Source organism: Exiguobacterium sp. s193 (assembly GCF_018618755.1).
Classification (GTDB): Bacteria; Bacillota; Bacilli; order Exiguobacteriales; family Exiguobacteriaceae; genus Exiguobacterium_A.
Window position 1 is genome coordinate 24,834 of the sequence record NZ_JACSMR010000006.1, and the last position, 16,427, is coordinate 41,260.

Below are 16,427 nucleotides of genomic sequence, written 5' to 3' on the forward strand. Positions count from 1 at the left end.
CCCTCGTGAATAGAATAATCAGTCGGCCCGCAAATTGTGAAAGATACATCTTGTCGTGCTCCTCTCGTTTGAATTTTTCTAAGCCTACCACGCTTAAACTAAATAATCAATATTTTCTGACAATTTATTTTTTAGTTCACTCTCAGCTTAAATGAGGAAAGGAAGAAGAAACGTTCATAAATTTACATTGGAGGCGGTTACATGAAATTTGCAGTTATTACAGATATTCACGGCAATGCGGCAGCGTTAAAAGCAGTCTTCGACACCATCGATCAAAATCCAGAAATTGAGACGATTTATTGTCTCGGTGATTTGGTCGGAATTGGTGCTGAGACAAATGAAGTGATTGAGTTGATTCGGAGGCATGATAAAGTCCGTACGATTAGTGGCAATCATGATGAAAATGTCTTAGCATTGTTGCATGATGAACGGTATCCAGATAGCTATCTTCATGCAAAAGCACATCATGAGTGGGTCGCGGATCAATTAACGCCAGAAAATCGAGTCTTTTTAGAACGTCTGCCACGGACGATTTTAAAAACGGTCGAGACACAGCAAATTCTGTTCACACATTATGCATATCGGGACGTGCGGGCGATGATTGGAGAAGAACCGCTTCGTCCGACGGTTGACGGTAATAAAGAAACACTTCCGCAGTTATTTGCTGATACGAGTGCCACCCTGATTTGTTTTGGACATCACCATCCGCGACAGTTCGTTCAAGTAAAAGGAACGACCTATGTGAATCCGGGAGCGTTAGGGTGCCAACCGGAGGCAGTTGCACCGTTTGCGATCGTGACAGGGGAGAGCGGGAAGTGGGGCGTAGCCTTCATTGATTTGCCATATGATGACGCGGCGTATCTCGAAGCATTCAATGCGTCAGACATGCCGGCAAAAGAATTATTACGGAAATTGTTTTTAGGTGGAAGAAGCTGATGAAAAAATAAAAAGGCAGCATCGTTCAAAAACGATGCTGCCTTGATTTAAGAAATAAAAAATCTTACGATGTACGCGATGATGAGGATTAAGAAGAGAACGAGCCCGATATTTCGTTTGAGTCGGTGGCGTTTCCAATGAAAGAGCAGTGACAGGATCGGGGCAAGCAGAAATCCTGCAAACAGTGCCACTATCGTCAAGATGAAAAATAGGAAGTCCGACGAATTGCTGGTTGCCGTATAGGATTTCCACATATCAATCAGTGAAATAATGACGTAAGCAAGCAGAATCAGGAGGTAAAGCGGGAGAAGCATATACGGTTGCATACAGGGTAACACTCCATTCAAGCAAGATAGTTTAATTATACGATTAAATCAAAATAAATGTTTCTGAAAAAGGAATTGCTGATTCATCTCAAATCAAACGAAGAGGTATAAGAATAGGCGGGCTTGAGTATAGAAGCTGTATCGTGATTTTTTTCTTGTTCGGGACGATGAAAAAGATATTCCGCTTAGTCAACAGCGTATCACTTAGAAGAGCGAACACAGACAAAAAAAGAATGACTTTTCCTACGACAGGAAAAGTCATTCTTTGTCGTTACAGTAGTTTAAGCATCGCTTGACTGATGATGTTTAAGTCAAGCTCCTCCCCGATTAAAGGCCATTCAGCGATTAAAGCGATGTACGTTCTAAACAGTAGGAATGCCGTCACATCGATTGGAATACCGGAGGAACTGACGTAAATTTCAAGACGCGTTTCAAGTAAGTTTTTAATATAGTCGACGACATGTCGCTCGATTCGAGTCCGTAACTCCTGCATCTCCTGCAATTTCAAGTTTCGGGTCTCTTCTGTAATCTTTAAGATAAACAAGTGTTGCTGTTGATGATTTACGATTGCCTCAATCATCGCCTGTTTGTTCGCTTCAACACTTGCACCTTCGACATAAGCATTTTCAGCTTCAGTTCGCATCTCTTGCAACACAAGGGTCACAAGCGATTCAAACAAATCGAGTTTACTTTCAAACAATTGATAAACAGTCGGCTTTCCGACATGAGCGCGTTTTGCGACCCGTTCAATCGTCGTTCCTTTGTAACCCAGTTCGGAAAAACTGTCCATCGCTGCATTTAAGATGACTTGTTCTTTTTCAAGCTGCGTCATGTGCTTTTCTCGCTTTCGTCGAAAGCAAAATACGTTTAGCACTTAAAGCACCAACGAAAACGAGTACCAATGCTCCAGCTAAGATTGATCCAAGAACTAGACTGTTAGAAGCAAGTGCATCCGTGACACCGAGTCCAAGTGCTTCACGGAATCCACTGACCGAATATGTCATCGGTAGGAATGGGTGAATATACTGGAAGAAACTTGGTGTCATTTCGACCGGGAACGTACCACCACTACCTCCGATTTGAAGGAGTAATAGAAGGAACGCTGCGAATTGTCCAACGCGGCCGAATAACATTGTCAAGGCGAATAACAAGGTGATGAACGTCATCCCGGTCAAGGCGGCGAAGCCATAGAGAGCAGGGACACTCGCGACAGTTGAATCGAGGACGTAAACGATGGCAGTCGCGGCGGCAACCCCTTGCAATGCACCGATTGGTAAAATCAATGAAAGTTTACCAACGAGGAAGCGCCATGATAACGTCTCTCCGTGTGCTGGACGAATTTGGTAGACCGAAGAGAACATCAACGCACCTGCGAAGAGCGCGATACTTAAGATATAGGCAGACAATCCAGAACCGTAGTTACTAACGGTCGAGTAGTCATGTTCTTTTAATACGACAGGCTCAGCGAGCATGTTGTCGCGATCGTTCGATGGTTTGACCGTCGCATCTTTTGCACCTTTTCCAAGCTCATCTTTAAGCGTTTTTGCTCCGTCAGCCAGTTTAGAGTTACCATCCGCTAAACGTGAAGCACCATCTGTCAGTTGACCGGCACCAGACGAGAGTGCTACTGCACCGTCTGTCAGTTGACCGAGTCCTGAGTTCAAGCTTCCCATTGCCGTACTGGCATCGTTTGTACCAGTCGCAATTTTTTGAGCGCCGGCAGTTAACTGTGTACTACCGTCAGCTGCTTTATGAACACCATTTGTATACGTCGTTAAGCCTTGATTGAAATCAGTTTGACCTTGTTCCAAATCTTTCGAACCAGCCAAGAGTTGTGCTTGCCCTTGTTCTAATTTTTGTGAACCAGCCAGTAAAGCAGATAACCCGCTATCAAGTTTTGAGACAGCCGATGCGATGTTTTGTCCACCGACTGCTAGTTGATTGATTTTATCTGTCGCATCATTGGCAGCGGCAAGACTTGCATCAAGTGCTGTTTCTTGTTGCGCGAGACTCTGGACATTCTGTTCCATCGTCGCAATCGATTCAAGTAACGTATTCTTTTCTTCTTCCGATAAATTCTCAGAAGAAGAGATGACTCCCTTGATTGTTGCCACATTGGCCTCAATCGCTTCACGCCGAGCACTCAAATCTTGTTTTAAAGTTGCAGCGGCACTGTTCAAGTTTGTGATCGTCGTATCCACTTCTTTTGCTTTTTCATTTAGTTGATTGAGTCCAGCATTGAACTTCGGAAGATTGTTGTTTAGTTCTGTTGTACCAGCAGAAGCGGATTCAAGACCTTGACGAAGTTCTGTTGTACCGGCAGAAGCCGATTCAAGACCTTGGCGAAGTTTAGTAGAACCAGCTTGCAAATCTGTTGATCCTTTAATTAGTTTACCGCTGTTGTCATCCAGTTGGTTGAGACCACTCGATAACTCACCAGATTTCTCAGCGAGCGTCTGAGCACCATCGTTAAGTGTGTTGAGACCTGTCGAAATTTGTGCTGAACCATCCGCTGCTTTTGCTAAGTTCGTTGACAAATCATTCGAACCGTCTGTCAGTTTGCCGAGATTCGTCGTAAGCGTTTTTGCACCGTCTGTCGTTTTGTTGGCACCATCTTCAAGCTTCGAAGAACCTTCTGATGCATCTTCAAGACCTTTAGCAATTTTTTTAAGCGCTCCGAAAATTGCACTACTGTACTGTTTTGTGACTGATTTTCGGATTTTTTCATTTAACTGTTTAGCGGCACTACTTGAAATTTGTGTCCCTGAGTAGTTCTTAGCAGGGTTCAAGTAATACTCGAGTTCAATTTTTTTAGGGTGTTCATCGAGCAAGGTCGTCGCATTCTTTGAAAAGTTTTTTGGAATGACGACCGTCATATAGATATCCCCGGAGCGTAATTGTTTTTCGGCTTCTTTGTTTGATAAGAACTGCCAATCAAAGTCATCGTTCTTTTTTAATTTCTTGATGAATTGATCCCCGATATCAATTTTTTCACCTTCATACTTGATCGTCTTGTCTTCATTTACGATGGCCACTTTAATATCTTCTGTCTGACCGTACGGGTCCCAAAATGCAGATAAGAAAATGGAGTTGTAAAGAAAGGGAACAAGAATGATTGCCAAGATGACAATCACCATCATCGGGCTTTTTAATTTTTTCCATTCTGAGCGAAACATGAATATAAATCCCCTTTTGAAAACTTAAAACTGATTTTAGTTTTCGGTTTTGATGAGATTTACTTTACTCTCTTTCAGAATAGAAAGCAATTCATTTAATCAAATCTTTACTATTTTGTAACGACTCATCATGATTGATTTCAAAAGAGCTAACATTTAATGAAAGAAAAAATTAGATACTCTTTAAGTAATGGTACCGCTTAAGGGATGAGGAGGATTTTTCCTGTACTTTTTCTACTCTCAAGATAATCATGAGCACTTGCTCCTTCAGCAAGTGGAAATAATGTCGGAGCGGCTACTTGCAACTGATTCGAGATGACCAAACTAAACAGCTCGCCAGCACGTCGGATGCGTTCTTCGCGCGACGTGAGAACATTCCATAAATCTCCGCCCGTAAGTGTTTTTGATGTATCCATTAAAAGACGAGGATCAACTGCAACGGGATCGCCACCGGCCATTCCGTAAAACACGACGGTCCCGCTTACTTTTGTGACGTCAAAACTGTTCATTAGCGTTGTACCAATTGATTCATAGACGACGTCGACGCCACGATGATTCGTTAATGTAAGAATTTGATCAACCCAATCGTCCGAATAAAGAAAAACTTTTTCGCATCCATTATCTTTTGCGATAAGGGCTTTTTCCTTGGAAGAGGTTAGACCGATTGGAACGGCTCCATGCGAATGAACGATTTGAGTCAGTAACTGCCCGACACCTCCAGCTGCTGCATGAATCAAAACAAGATCGCGTGGTTGAATTACATAGCTATCGTGTGTCAAGTAATGGGCTGTCAATCCTTGTAACAGGAGGGAAGCACCGACTTCAAAAGAAATCTCATCAGGGAGTGGGATGACACGGTCGAATGGAGCGACGACCTGTTCTGCATTCGCGTTTGGTACATCGGCAAAGGCAACCCGCTGACCGACTTTAAGTTCGAGAACATCTTCACCGACCTGAGTGATAATGCCAGCACCTTCATATCCTAAAATATAAGGTGCGGCGCCTTCTAAATGATAGTTACCTTTTCGGCGATAGATGTCAGCAAAATTAAGACCGATTGCCTTCATTTCGATTAAGACCTCATGGGATTGAATAATGGGAGTAGGAATTTCTTGATACGTGAGTACGGAGGAATCTCCGAATGAACTAAACGTAAGGGCCTTCATATTAAACACGTCCTTTTAGTAGTAGTGGATTTAACTATAATTCATCTAACCTGATAAAAGTGTAGGAATGCGTTAAGATTAAGAAAAAGAAGGTGGAGCATCATGAAAAAAGTTATGCTTGGAGGAATTCACTTTTATCAAAAAGTGATTTCTCCGATGAAACCAGCGACCTGCCGCTTTTATCCGACGTGCTCGCATTACGGAAAAGAAGCGATTGAACAACATGGCGCCATAAAAGGTGGATACTTGACGACACGTCGAATTTTACGTTGCCAACCGTTCCATCCGGGCGGACTTGATTTTGTTCCTGAAACGTTTAGTTGGAAAGCACCGCTTCAGCGAGAGAATCCGAAAGAACGAGAGCATGAGGAAGAAACGATTGATTGAGGGATGTCTCTCATTTTAAATGCGAACGGCTGAGCTGGATGATTCATTCAAATAAAAAACCTAATTCCCTGTTAGGAATTAGGCTTTTTTGATGCAGTAAAGCGTTTGGAACTTATAATTTTCCAGTTAAGAATTGTGCCTCGCCCATTCCGAAACTCCAGTCAGCCGCATCGTTCTCGACGATTGACACCATCAAATCGCTTGGAGCGAGACCGCAGTTTGCTTCAAGTCGTTCGGCGAGTAAGCGATAGAGCATTTGCTTTTTCTCTTGTGTCCGGGATTTACTCGTAACACTAATCAACACAAGATTACGTGTCCGTTCAAAACCGAGTCCTGTATCTTGAATGACCATTTCGTGCTCTTTATGTGTATGGACGATTTGGTAGCGGTCACGCTCCGGTACATCAAAAGCTTCAACCATCGCATCATGCGCTGTGTCGAGGAGCACCTTTAACTCTTCTTCGTTTCGTCCTTCAATCACATCAAAACGTAATAGTGGCATCAGTAACACTCCTTTTAGATAGTATGTAAAAAAATGCGGGCAATGCCCGCATTTTTTCTTTTATTCGAAGAATGGTTTGTATTGGCGACGTTCATGCATAACAGATACCCACTGAACAGTTGAAAATTCTTCAAGAACCCATTCACCATTGAAGCGACCAAGACCTGAATCTTTTTCGCCACCAAACGGCATGTGTGGTTCGTCGTTGACGGACTGATCATTAATATGAATCATTCCTGTTTCAACTTGAAGCGCAAATTCTGTTGCACGTTCGATTGAAGAGCCGTGAACCGCACCACTTAACCCGTATGGGAGTGAGTTTGCGAGTTCAAGCGCATGTTCGTCATCTTTGAACGGGATGATGACTGCGACAGGTCCGAAGATTTCGTTTTTAGCGAGTGGCATATCGTTCGTTACACCAGTCACGACTGTTGGAGCAATGACGTTTCCGTTTGCCTCACCACCGACACGAACTGTAGCGCCTGCTGCTTTTGTTTTTTCGATTTCTTCCATAATACGGTCGACTTGCGATTGGTTAATCAATGGACCGACTTGTGTACGATCTTTTGATGGATCACCGAACTGAAGTTCTTTAACACGAGCGACATATTTTTCGACAAACTCATCGTGAATCGATTCTGCAACGAGAATCCGGTTCGTTGACATACAAATTTGACCTTGGTGATAGAATTTACTGTAGACAGCAGATTCGACAGCACGATCGAGGTCAGCATCGTCAAGAACGACGAAGACGTTGTTACCACCGAGCTCTAATGCAGTTTTCTTGAGATGTTTCCCGGCAAGTTCACCAATGTGGCGACCGACTTCAGTTGATCCAGTGAATGAGATCAGACGTGGAACAGGGTGTTCAACGATTGAATCGCCGATTTCAGAACCACGACCGACGATGACGTTCAAGACACCTTTTGGAAGGCCTGCTTTTTCAAACAGACTTGCGAAGATTAAACCGCCTGAGACAGGTGTATCCGTTGCCGGTTTAACGACGACGGCATTCCCGATTGCGATCGCTGTTGCGATTGAGCGGATGGCTAAGTGGAATGGGAAGTTCCAAGGACTGATGACGCCGATGACACCAAGTGCTTTCCGATAGATCCGGTTTTCTTTACCCGGTACGACAGATGGGCGAATTTCGCCATGCATACGGAGTGGGAACGTTGCTGCTTCTTTAACGATCAAGACAGAAGCAAGGAATTCTCCTTCGGCTTTGATTCGTGTACTACCTGATTCTTTAATCAACCAGTCAATGATTGTTTCTTTTTCTTCATACATGACTTTCAAGAGCTGTTCAATCAGACCTTGACGTTTAAGAGCTGGTGTTTTTGCCCACTCTTTTTGAGCGATTTTTGCTGATTGGTATGCATCGTCCAAATCGTCATTGTTTGCAGCTGAAATCTCAAACAACGTTTCTCCTGTGAACGGGTTTGTATTTTTCATATTGCTGTCACTTGCGCCTTTGCGCCACTGACCATTGATGAAGATTTTTGTGAAATCAGTTTTCAGAGCGTTTTCGTTTGTCTGTTGCATGACTTTTTCATCTCCAATTCTTATTTGATAACAATTAAGTTATTCACGTTATGGAAAGAAGTAAAACACAAACTGACACTTTCACAAAATAAATCGACTCGGGGATTATTGAAAGATACGTTAAATAAAGGTTTTATTATATGAGGAAACAGGAATTAAAAAATATATCGGTATATTAAGAATGGAGTTGAATTGATGAAGCAATTGAAACTGATTTATCACGAAACAAATTGGTGGTGGCCTTTGTTATATGGCTTAGGTGGTGCCTTGTTGACAGCATGTGTCCTTGCGACAGACTTATACTTTAAAAATTATTTTCCCGATGATTGGAAAACGACACTCGATTTAGGGCGAACGATTCATAGCTCCGTCTTTTCGGGATTGTTGACGATGATGACGTTTACGTTTTCGACGATTCTTGTCGTGCTGACGACGTATTCCTCCCAGTTTTCTCCCCGGACATTACCGAACTTCATCGAAAATCGGCAGGTTCAGCACATTTTCGGGATTTTCATCGGGGCGGTTACTTATTCGATTACGATGTTGTTTTTTGTTCGTCCGTCTTTACGGGGTAGCGTCGTGTCCTCGGCAGTCGCTGTCCTCGTCGTCTTAGTCTCGGTGATCGCATTTGTCGCGTTCATCCATATCGTCAGTCAGTCGATCCGTGTCACGACGTTACTCGATCGTTTGCATCGTGAAGGAAGTGATTTAATTGATGAACAAATCGAAGACTTAAAAGCGGAAAAACATCATGTCATATCTGATTTGCATGACGCGCTTGCATACCCGGTCCTCGCTTCAGAATCAGGTTATCTACAGCTTCTGGACTATGGTGCGTTAACAAAGGATGGGACGAATATTCAAATCGACGTCACGATAGGGAGTTATGTAACAGAAGGACAAGTCATCGGTTCTGCTAGCGACTCAAGTGTGGAAGCGGGAATCGTCATTGGACCAACACGTTCTTCAGTACAAGATTTCACGTTTGTCATTCAAAAACTGTCTGAAGTGGGTCTGCGGGCAATCTCACCCGGAATCAATGATCCGAACACGGCACGGCATGCGTTGCGGCAGATTGGTGATTTACTCCGCAAATTTGCTGTTTTGCCGAATGGCAGCTTACTGATTGCCGGAGAAGGTTCCGTAATCGTCAAGCGTGTGACGTACTCCGAATTGTTGTACGAAACATTTTATCAACTGCGGTACTACGGAAAAGATGATATATCAGTTCTTGCGACGATGCTTGAAGCACTTGAAAGTACAAAGCGGAACGCCTTATCTGAACACCGGGCGACGATCCAAGCATTTATTCCGTTTGTTTGTTCGGAAGTCGATTGGTCTGCTATGAACGAATGGGATCGGACCCACCTTGAGAAAACCCTTCAAAAAGCACTGGCGTGAAACTTAAACGGTTTAATGCACGTAAGTAGAGGAGGAGAAAAGAAAGAAAGTAGGAGATAGAGATGACGGTTTTACTGTGGGTACTGATTGCAATCTGTTTTATCGCTAGTTTTGTAGGACTTGTCTATCCGATTATCCCAAGTGCGCCACTGTTGATCATCGGCTTTTTGATTTATGGTTTTGGTTTTGGCTTTACAGAGCTGACCGTTAGTTTTTGGGTCATTCAGTCCGTCTTCATCATCTTATTATTTACACTGGACTATTTGGTCAGTTCCTATACGGTTGATCGTCGAGGCGGATCCCGCGCGGCTAAAATTGCGACGACAATTGGATTAATTGCAGGACCGTTCATTATTCCTGGTGTCGGCCTATTGATCTTCCCGTTTGTGTTTGCAATTTTGACCGAAAAAATCATCAGTAAAAAAACGTGGAATGAAGCGATGTCGATTGGGATTGGAACCGTATTAGGTATTCTCTCGAGCGCGCTGTTAAAAGGAATCGCGATGCTCTTGATGATCATTGTCTTTATCTTATATATCGTGTGAATGAAAAGAAGAATCACTTCAAGTACACATTTCGCGACAGTTCCGTTATAGTATGAATATGAAAAAGAGGAGAAGCTTGTTTTTTAAAAGCTTCTTTTCTATGCAGAAGCTCTCAGGTGAGCTTAATTAAATGGAGGTGAATCCCCTTCTCTCGGGGAAACGATTGGACAGTACACATGCAATGGAGACATTCGACACAACAACGATTATTATTAGGCTACTCATTATTGGATTATTAATTGTGTTGACGGCATTTTTCGTCGCGGCAGAGTTTTCGGTCGTAAAAATGCGTATGTCTCGAATCGATCAATTGATTACAGAAGGTAACAAAACAGCCGTTACCGCTAAAAAGTTATTAGAGAATCTTGATTATTACCTGTCAGCTTGTCAACTCGGAATCACCGTGACAGCGCTTGGTTTAGGATGGCTCGGAGAGTCGACGGTCGGTGCGATTTTAGCAATGCTCTTTAAAGAGATTGCTTTACCGGACTCTGTCTCGACAATCGTGTCATTCGTCTTAGCCTTTTCAATCGTAACATTCCTTCACGTCGTTTTAGGAGAGCTGGCACCGAAGTCGCTTGCGATCCAAAAAACAGAAGCGATTACGATGTTACTCGCACCTCCACTCTATTGGTTCGGTCAAATCATGAAGCCGTTTATCTGGATTTTAAACGGATCAGCACGAGTTTTCCTCCGCTTGTTTGGGGTCGAGCCAGTCGGTCATGAAGAGGCACACTCGGAAGAAGAGATTAAAATCATCATGACACAAAGTTATAAGAGTGGTGAAATCAATCAGACGGAACTGTCGTACATGCAAAACATTTTTTCGTTTGATGAACGGATTGCAAAAGACATCATGTTACCACGGACGGATTTGATCACAATTTCGAATGATGCATCGATGGATGAAATCATTTCGCTTGTCGAAGAGTACCAATTCACGCGTTACCCGGTCGCAGAAGAAGGGGACAAGGATAAAATTCTTGGTTTCATCAATGCGAAACAACTCTTCACTGACCACATGGCGAACAAAGGAAAAGCATTGAGCTATTACATCCATAACTTGCCGATCGTCTCAGAGTATTCACCTTTGCAAGATGCGATGTTGAAAATGCAAGTGGAACGGACACCAATGGCTCTAGTCATTGATGAGTACGGTGGAACAGCGGGTGTCATTACGATGGAAGATATCTTAGAAGAAATCGTCGGGGAAATCCGTGATGAATTCGATAAAGATGAAAAAGCAGATATCGAACAAATTCATGAACGTCTTTACCGGATTTCTGGGCGTGTGTTAATTGACGATTTGAATGAGCGGTTCAATCTCGGAATCGAAGAAGAGGATATCGATACGATTGGTGGTTGGGTCATGGCACAAGATACAGAAGTATCGAGTGGTCAGGAATTCCGTTATGAAGACTTTACCGTCAAAGTGATGGAAGTCGATAATCATCAAGTGAAATCGATTTATCTCCAATTGCCCGAAAAAGAGATCACTGCAACAGAAGAAGAAGTAATGTAAAAAAAGCAAGGCGCCGATAAGGTGTCCTTGCTTTTTTTGTCGAAAACTAATTTAAGAATTGTTTATTCTCTAGCAGACAGTGGTATTACTGTTTATGTGGCAAAAAAAGTTACTCAAACCAGAGGAAAAGGGGTTCTATTTCATGACTAAAACAATTCTTACTTCACGCGCGGCGGCAGTAGGTGGCCGTGACGGAAAAGTCTCTTCTGACGATAACGTCATCAACTTAGATTTAGTAATGCCTGGTACGAAAGGCAAAGAAGATATTCCAACATCAAATCCAGAGCAACTGTTCGCAGCAGGATATGCGGCATGTTTCGATGGTGCATATAACTTAATGGCACGCCAAGCGAAAAAACGTGTCGAAACACGGACGAACTCAGAAGTTAGTCTTTTACAAGACGAAGCAGATAACGGCGTTAAAATCGCAGCGAAACTCGTTGTAGAAGTCGTTGGTGTCTCGCAAGAAGAAGCAGAAGAGTTGCTTGAAAAAGCACACGGATTCTGCCCATATTCTAAAGCAACACGCGGCAACATCGATGTCGATTTATCTGTTAAAGTAGTCGACGCACTTAGCGAATAAGCTTTCGCAGCGGAGGGATTCAACAATGGCAAATGAAACGGATCGTTCACGTGAGTTATTAGAGAATGAACGGAAGCGTCTGACGGAACAAGAACGTGAATTATCGCCGGAACAGCAAGAAGAGGTGCTGAAAGGCAAGGAACAAATGCCGGATGATCCAGCTATAGCAAGAGATCGGGAACAAGATAACTGATTTTCATAACTTGGGGGATGATTTTAATGGGTAAAAAAGTAGCAGTTGTACTCGCGGACCACTTTGAAGATGTCGAGTTCACAGGACCAGTCGACGCATTAAAAGAGGCAGGTCATGAAGTGACGGTCATCGGTTCGGAAAAAGGCGCAGAACTCGTTGGTAAACAAGAAGAAGCAAAAGTCACAGTTGATGTAACGATTGATCAAACATCGCCGGCAGACTATGATGCGCTGTTGATTCCAGGCGGATTCTCACCAGATTTATTACGTGAAGACGACCGTTTCGTCTCTTTCGTAGAAGAGTTCGATATGTCGAAAAAACCGGTCTTTGCGATTTGTCATGGTCCACAATTGATGATTAACGCTAAAATCGTTAAGGGACGCAAGATGACAGGATACAAATCAATCCGGGTCGATTTAGAGAATGCTGGGGTTGATTTCGAAGACACGGAAGTCGTCGTCGATGATAACTTCGTCTCAAGTCGCCAACCAGACGATATTCCGGCGTTTAACCGTGAAATGTTAGCGAAGCTGGCATAAAGTAAATAACCATAAGAAATCCCCTTCATGCGTCATGAAGGGGATTTCTTATGTTATTCGTCTGGATAATCACAAAGTTCTGTGATGACACCATGTGAATGTCTTGGATTCATATAAATCAAACGACGGCCAAAAGGAGTTGTCCGATACGTATCTTCGAGAAACGTAAGACCTTTCTCTTTTGCCTCACGAATTGCTTGATCTAAATCAGCGACACGGTAAGCAATATGGTGTACTCCTTTTCCACGTTGCTTCAAAAACCGGGCAATCGGGCTATCTGCACTCGTTGGTGTCAGTAGCTCAATATGCGCATCCTCGAACTCGATGACAGCGATGTTCGAAGCTACACCAGGAGCTGGGTTTGAATATTCACGGACTAACTGTCCGCCTAACACGGTTGTATAAAAAGCAATCGCTTCTTGCATATCACGGACGGCAATTCCTGTATGGTCGAGTTGCATAACAATCCCTCCTTCTCCTATACTAGTGTGACAAAACTTCGATTAAGGTGCAACGAATAGCCTCATTACATACAAACTTAACGAACTTATTTAAAATGAAATCTCCCTGAAATATAATAGAGGCAAAATGAATGCTATAATCAAAAACGTTCTTACAATTTTTAAACATTATAATGAAATTTAAATAAATGATTCATTTAACCCGATAAAACTATACAGAAAAAGAGGGATTACTACATGAAAAAAACGTTCGCGTCGCTCATCGTTTCCGCACTTGTCCTTTCATCAACTCCTCACTTTGCTTTAGCAGATGATTTAAGTGATCAAAAAGCCAAAAACGAACAAAAGCAACAAGAAAACCAAAATACACAAAAAAATCTCGAGTCTTCTGTTAATCACGAAGGTGAGAAAATTTCGAAGACACAACAAGAAGTGAATCGTTTAGACGAGGCATTAAATGAAAAAATGTTTGCGGTCGAAGCCAAAGACCGTCAAATCAAGGCGACAGAAGCTGAAATCGTTGAACTCGGTAAACAAATCGAGAAATACAAAGCAAAATTAAAACGCCAAGAAGCCTTGTTAGGTGACCGTTTACGTGTCATGCAGGAAAACGATGGCAACTCAATCAAATGGGAAGAAGTCATCTTCGGTTCAAAAGATGTCGGAGATCTCGTTAGTCGTGTGTTAGCTGGAAAATCAATTTCGCAGCAAGATGATAAAATGATTACTGATTACCGCAATACACAAAAAAAATTAGCAAATGCTCAACAAGAGTTAAAAGATAAAAAAGTAAAACTTGTGACAGAGAAAAAAGAATTAAAACGTCAGCAAGCAGAACTTGAACAACAAATCACTGCACGAAATAAACGAATCAAAGAATTGAAGAAACAAAAAAAGAAATTTGAAACACAGTTGATGGATGCAAAAGAAGTCCAACAAATTTTGATTGCGCAAGAAAAAGCAATTGCGGCAGAAAAAGCAGCGCGTGAACGTGAAGCACGAATTGAGAAAGAACGTAAAGCACAAGAAGCACGAGAAGCAAAAGCACGTGCAGAAGCACAAGCGGCGCAAGCAGCAGCTGATCAGGCAGCAGCAGAAAAAGCGGCAGCTGAGCAAGCAGCACGTCAAAAAGCAACAAAACAATCAACATCAACGCCACCAGCGCCAGCACCAGTAGCGCCTAAGCCGGCACCCGCAGAACCAAAACCAGCGCCAGCACCAGCTGCATCATCAGCATTATTCATTCATCCGACGAGTGGAGCCATCACACAAGGCTATGGTTCAGCAAGTGGTGAAAATGGATATGCCTTCCATAATGGAATCGATTTTGGTGCACCAGTCGGAACACCAATCGTGGCAGCTGCAACCGGAACGGTCATTACAGCTTCAAGCAGTGGTCCTTACGGAAACCATGTCATGATCGCACACCAATTAAATGGAAAAACATACACAACAGTTTATGCACACATGAGTTCATTAAATGCACGCGCAGGACAACGTGTCAGCCAAGGACAACAAATCGGTGCCCTTGGTAGTACAGGTAACTCAACAGGCCCGCACCTTCACTTTGAAATTCATGTAGGTGGATATGTCTATAGTGGAACGGGTCCGGCGAACAGTGTCAACCCGATGTCAATGTTATGATAAAAAAGGAGAATCTCTACAGTGTAGAGGTTCTTTTTTTGTGGAATCACTAATCATTTTCCTGATATATTACAGAAAAACGTTTTCATTTGAAATGAAAATGAAATTTTACTGAAACTATTACGGTGCTATAATCAATTTCAGATAGTTTGACTGTGAAATAGAACCTAAAAAAATTAAATTTATACATAAGTGAGGAGCGCATATATGCTAAAAAAAATAGTTTCGACTGTATTGTTAGGCGCGTTACTTTTAACAAATACACCCGTCAGCCAAGCAGCGACCATTAAAGAAAAGAAAGCAGAAAACGCTACAGAACAGCGTAAGCTTGAAAAAGCAATTAAAAAACAAGAATCAAAAATTTCGAAGGAACAACGCCAAATCAATGCGATTGACGCAGCAATCAATGAAAATATTTTTCGGATTTCGGAAAAAAACAAACAAATTCGTCAGTTGAATGAACGGATCATAGAACTTGAAGCAGAAATCGCGCGTTATGAAGAGATGTTGAAACGCCAAGAAGAATTACTTGGCGATCGTCTTCGCGTCCTTCAAGAAAATGATGGGAATTCAATTAAATGGGAAGAAGTCATCTTTGGATCAAAAGACTTAGGGGATCTGTTCAGTCGTGTCATGGCGGGGAAAAAGATTGCCGAGCAAGATGATAAAATGATTTCCGCCTACCTTGAAACACAACAAAAGTTAGCAGATGCTAAAGCAACGCTCGTTGATAAAAAGGCAGAGCAAGTGAAAGAAAAAGAAGCCCTATTGGCTCAAAAGAAGGTACTCAAACAGCAGATGAAAGAACGTAGTGCGACATTAAAAAAACTACGTCAAGGGAAAACGAAATTTACGACAAAGCTCTTGAACGCAAAAGAACTTCAAGCGACATTAGAAGCACAAGAACGTGCCATCGCAGCAGCGAAAGCTGCAGCAAAAGCGGCAGCTGAAAAAGCAGCGGCAGAAAAAGCAGCGGCAGAGCGAGCAGCTGAAGCAGCAAAAACGGCAAAAACGGCAAAGTCGTCTAATGCCGGAACATCAAAAAATGCGACGACTTCTACACCAGTCGTCAGTGCACCATCGGGTTCAGCGAAATTCGTTCGTCCCTCTTCTGGTGGAGTCTCTCAAGGATTTGGACCAGCAAGTGGTGCAAATGGATACACGTTCCATAACGGTGTCGATTTCAGAGGGGGAGTCGGTTCTCCGATCGTTGCCGCAGCTTCAGGAACGGTCATCACAGCAGCAAGTGGCGGACCGTACGGGAATCATGTCATGATTTCGCATTTCTTAGATGGCAAAGTCTATACAACGGTATATGCACACATGAACTCGTTGTCAGTCCATGCAGGACAAACCGTTTCACAAGGGCAACAACTTGGTACGCTTGGAAATACAGGAAATTCAACAGGCGCTCATCTGCATTTCGAATTGCATATCGGGGGTTACCAGTACAGCGCGACTGGGCCGGCAAACGCAGTCAATCCATTAGCATACTTATAAA

17 protein-coding genes are annotated in these 16,427 nt (G+C 42.9%); 10 read left to right on the top strand and 7 right to left on the bottom strand.

Annotation, left to right across the window (positions count from 1 at the left end; translation table 11 throughout):
* The first annotated feature begins 201 nt into the window (after positions 1-201).
* A complete protein-coding gene (locus KNQ04_RS09115) occupies positions 202-936 on the top strand; it encodes a metallophosphoesterase family protein (protein ID WP_214849822.1) in 735 nt (244 codons plus the stop codon).
* 47 nt (positions 937-983) lie between these two features.
* On the opposite strand, the gene KNQ04_RS09120 is transcribed toward KNQ04_RS09115, so the two are convergent.
* The 4 genes from KNQ04_RS09120 to KNQ04_RS09135 all read right to left on the bottom strand — a co-directional run bounded on the left by KNQ04_RS09120 (position 984) and on the right by KNQ04_RS09135 (position 5,604).
* On the bottom strand, positions 984-1,262 hold the full coding sequence (locus KNQ04_RS09120) for a hypothetical protein (protein WP_214849825.1): 279 nt from the start codon (positions 1,260-1,262) through the stop codon (positions 984-986).
* Positions 1,263-1,533: 271 nt separating this feature from the next.
* The gene (locus KNQ04_RS09125; protein ID WP_214849827.1) at positions 1,534-2,094 is read right to left on the bottom strand and encodes a TetR/AcrR family transcriptional regulator; all 561 of its coding nucleotides are present in this window, start codon (positions 2,092-2,094) and stop codon (positions 1,534-1,536) included.
* Complete coding sequence (locus KNQ04_RS09130) at positions 2,081-4,438, bottom strand: YhgE/Pip domain-containing protein (protein ID WP_214849829.1); 2,358 nt, start codon at positions 4,436-4,438, stop codon at positions 2,081-2,083. Before KNQ04_RS09130 ends, KNQ04_RS09125 begins: the two co-directional genes overlap by 14 nt.
* Before the next feature lie 200 nt (positions 4,439-4,638).
* The gene (locus KNQ04_RS09135) at positions 4,639-5,604 is read right to left on the bottom strand and encodes a quinone oxidoreductase family protein (RefSeq protein WP_214849831.1); all 966 of its coding nucleotides are present in this window, start codon (positions 5,602-5,604) and stop codon (positions 4,639-4,641) included.
* A 102-nt stretch (positions 5,605-5,706) separates the two neighbouring features.
* Between KNQ04_RS09135 and yidD the strand changes: the two genes are divergently transcribed.
* The gene (gene yidD / locus KNQ04_RS09140; RefSeq protein WP_214849834.1) at positions 5,707-5,991 is read left to right on the top strand and encodes a membrane protein insertion efficiency factor YidD; all 285 of its coding nucleotides are present in this window, start codon (positions 5,707-5,709) and stop codon (positions 5,989-5,991) included.
* A 112-nt stretch (positions 5,992-6,103) separates the two neighbouring features.
* Here yidD and KNQ04_RS09145 read toward each other — a convergent pair whose 3' ends face one another.
* Together KNQ04_RS09145 and KNQ04_RS09150 are read right to left on the bottom strand one after the other, a co-directional pair.
* Positions 6,104-6,493, bottom strand: a complete 390-nt coding sequence (locus KNQ04_RS09145; RefSeq protein ID WP_214849837.1) for a tautomerase family protein — start codon at positions 6,491-6,493, stop codon at positions 6,104-6,106.
* 60 nt (positions 6,494-6,553) lie between these two features.
* A complete protein-coding gene (locus KNQ04_RS09150) occupies positions 6,554-8,038 on the bottom strand; it encodes an aldehyde dehydrogenase family protein (RefSeq protein WP_214849839.1) in 1,485 nt (494 codons plus the stop codon).
* A gap of 195 nt (positions 8,039-8,233) precedes the next feature.
* Here KNQ04_RS09150 and KNQ04_RS09155 point away from each other — a divergent pair, with 195 nt between their 5' ends.
* The 6 genes from KNQ04_RS09155 (at position 8,234) to KNQ04_RS09180 (ending at position 12,821) form a co-directional block, all read left to right on the top strand.
* Positions 8,234-9,439 (top strand): DUF2254 domain-containing protein, encoded by a 1,206-nt coding sequence (locus tag KNQ04_RS09155; RefSeq protein WP_214849842.1) that lies wholly within the window; start codon positions 8,234-8,236, stop codon positions 9,437-9,439.
* A 62-nt stretch (positions 9,440-9,501) separates the two neighbouring features.
* Positions 9,502-9,984: a DUF456 domain-containing protein gene (locus KNQ04_RS09160; RefSeq protein ID WP_214849845.1), complete on the top strand. Its 483-nt coding sequence runs from the start codon at positions 9,502-9,504 to the stop codon at positions 9,982-9,984.
* 130 nt (positions 9,985-10,114) lie between these two features.
* Complete coding sequence (locus KNQ04_RS09165) at positions 10,115-11,506, top strand: hemolysin family protein (RefSeq protein WP_251136972.1); 1,392 nt, start codon at positions 10,115-10,117, stop codon at positions 11,504-11,506.
* A 142-nt stretch (positions 11,507-11,648) separates the two neighbouring features.
* The gene (locus tag KNQ04_RS09170) at positions 11,649-12,089 is read left to right on the top strand and encodes an Ohr family peroxiredoxin (protein WP_029332664.1); all 441 of its coding nucleotides are present in this window, start codon (positions 11,649-11,651) and stop codon (positions 12,087-12,089) included.
* A 25-nt stretch (positions 12,090-12,114) separates the two neighbouring features.
* Positions 12,115-12,282 (top strand): hypothetical protein, encoded by a 168-nt coding sequence (locus KNQ04_RS09175; RefSeq protein ID WP_214849848.1) that lies wholly within the window; start codon positions 12,115-12,117, stop codon positions 12,280-12,282.
* 26 nt (positions 12,283-12,308) lie between these two features.
* Entirely contained in the window at positions 12,309-12,821 is a 513-nt protein-coding gene (locus KNQ04_RS09180) for a type 1 glutamine amidotransferase domain-containing protein (RefSeq protein ID WP_159173905.1), read from the top strand.
* Positions 12,822-12,874: 53 nt separating this feature from the next.
* On the opposite strand, the gene KNQ04_RS09185 is transcribed toward KNQ04_RS09180, so the two are convergent.
* Entirely contained in the window at positions 12,875-13,282 is a 408-nt protein-coding gene (locus tag KNQ04_RS09185; RefSeq protein WP_214849851.1) for a VOC family protein, read from the bottom strand.
* 237 nt (positions 13,283-13,519) lie between these two features.
* Here KNQ04_RS09185 and KNQ04_RS09190 point away from each other — a divergent pair, with 237 nt between their 5' ends.
* On the top strand, positions 13,520-14,926 hold the full coding sequence (locus KNQ04_RS09190) for a murein hydrolase activator EnvC family protein (RefSeq protein ID WP_214849852.1): 1,407 nt from the start codon (positions 13,520-13,522) through the stop codon (positions 14,924-14,926).
* A gap of 207 nt (positions 14,927-15,133) precedes the next feature.
* Entirely contained in the window at positions 15,134-16,426 is a 1,293-nt protein-coding gene (locus tag KNQ04_RS09195; protein WP_214849854.1) for a murein hydrolase activator EnvC family protein, read from the top strand.
* The last annotated feature ends 1 nt before the right edge of the window (position 16,427 follow it).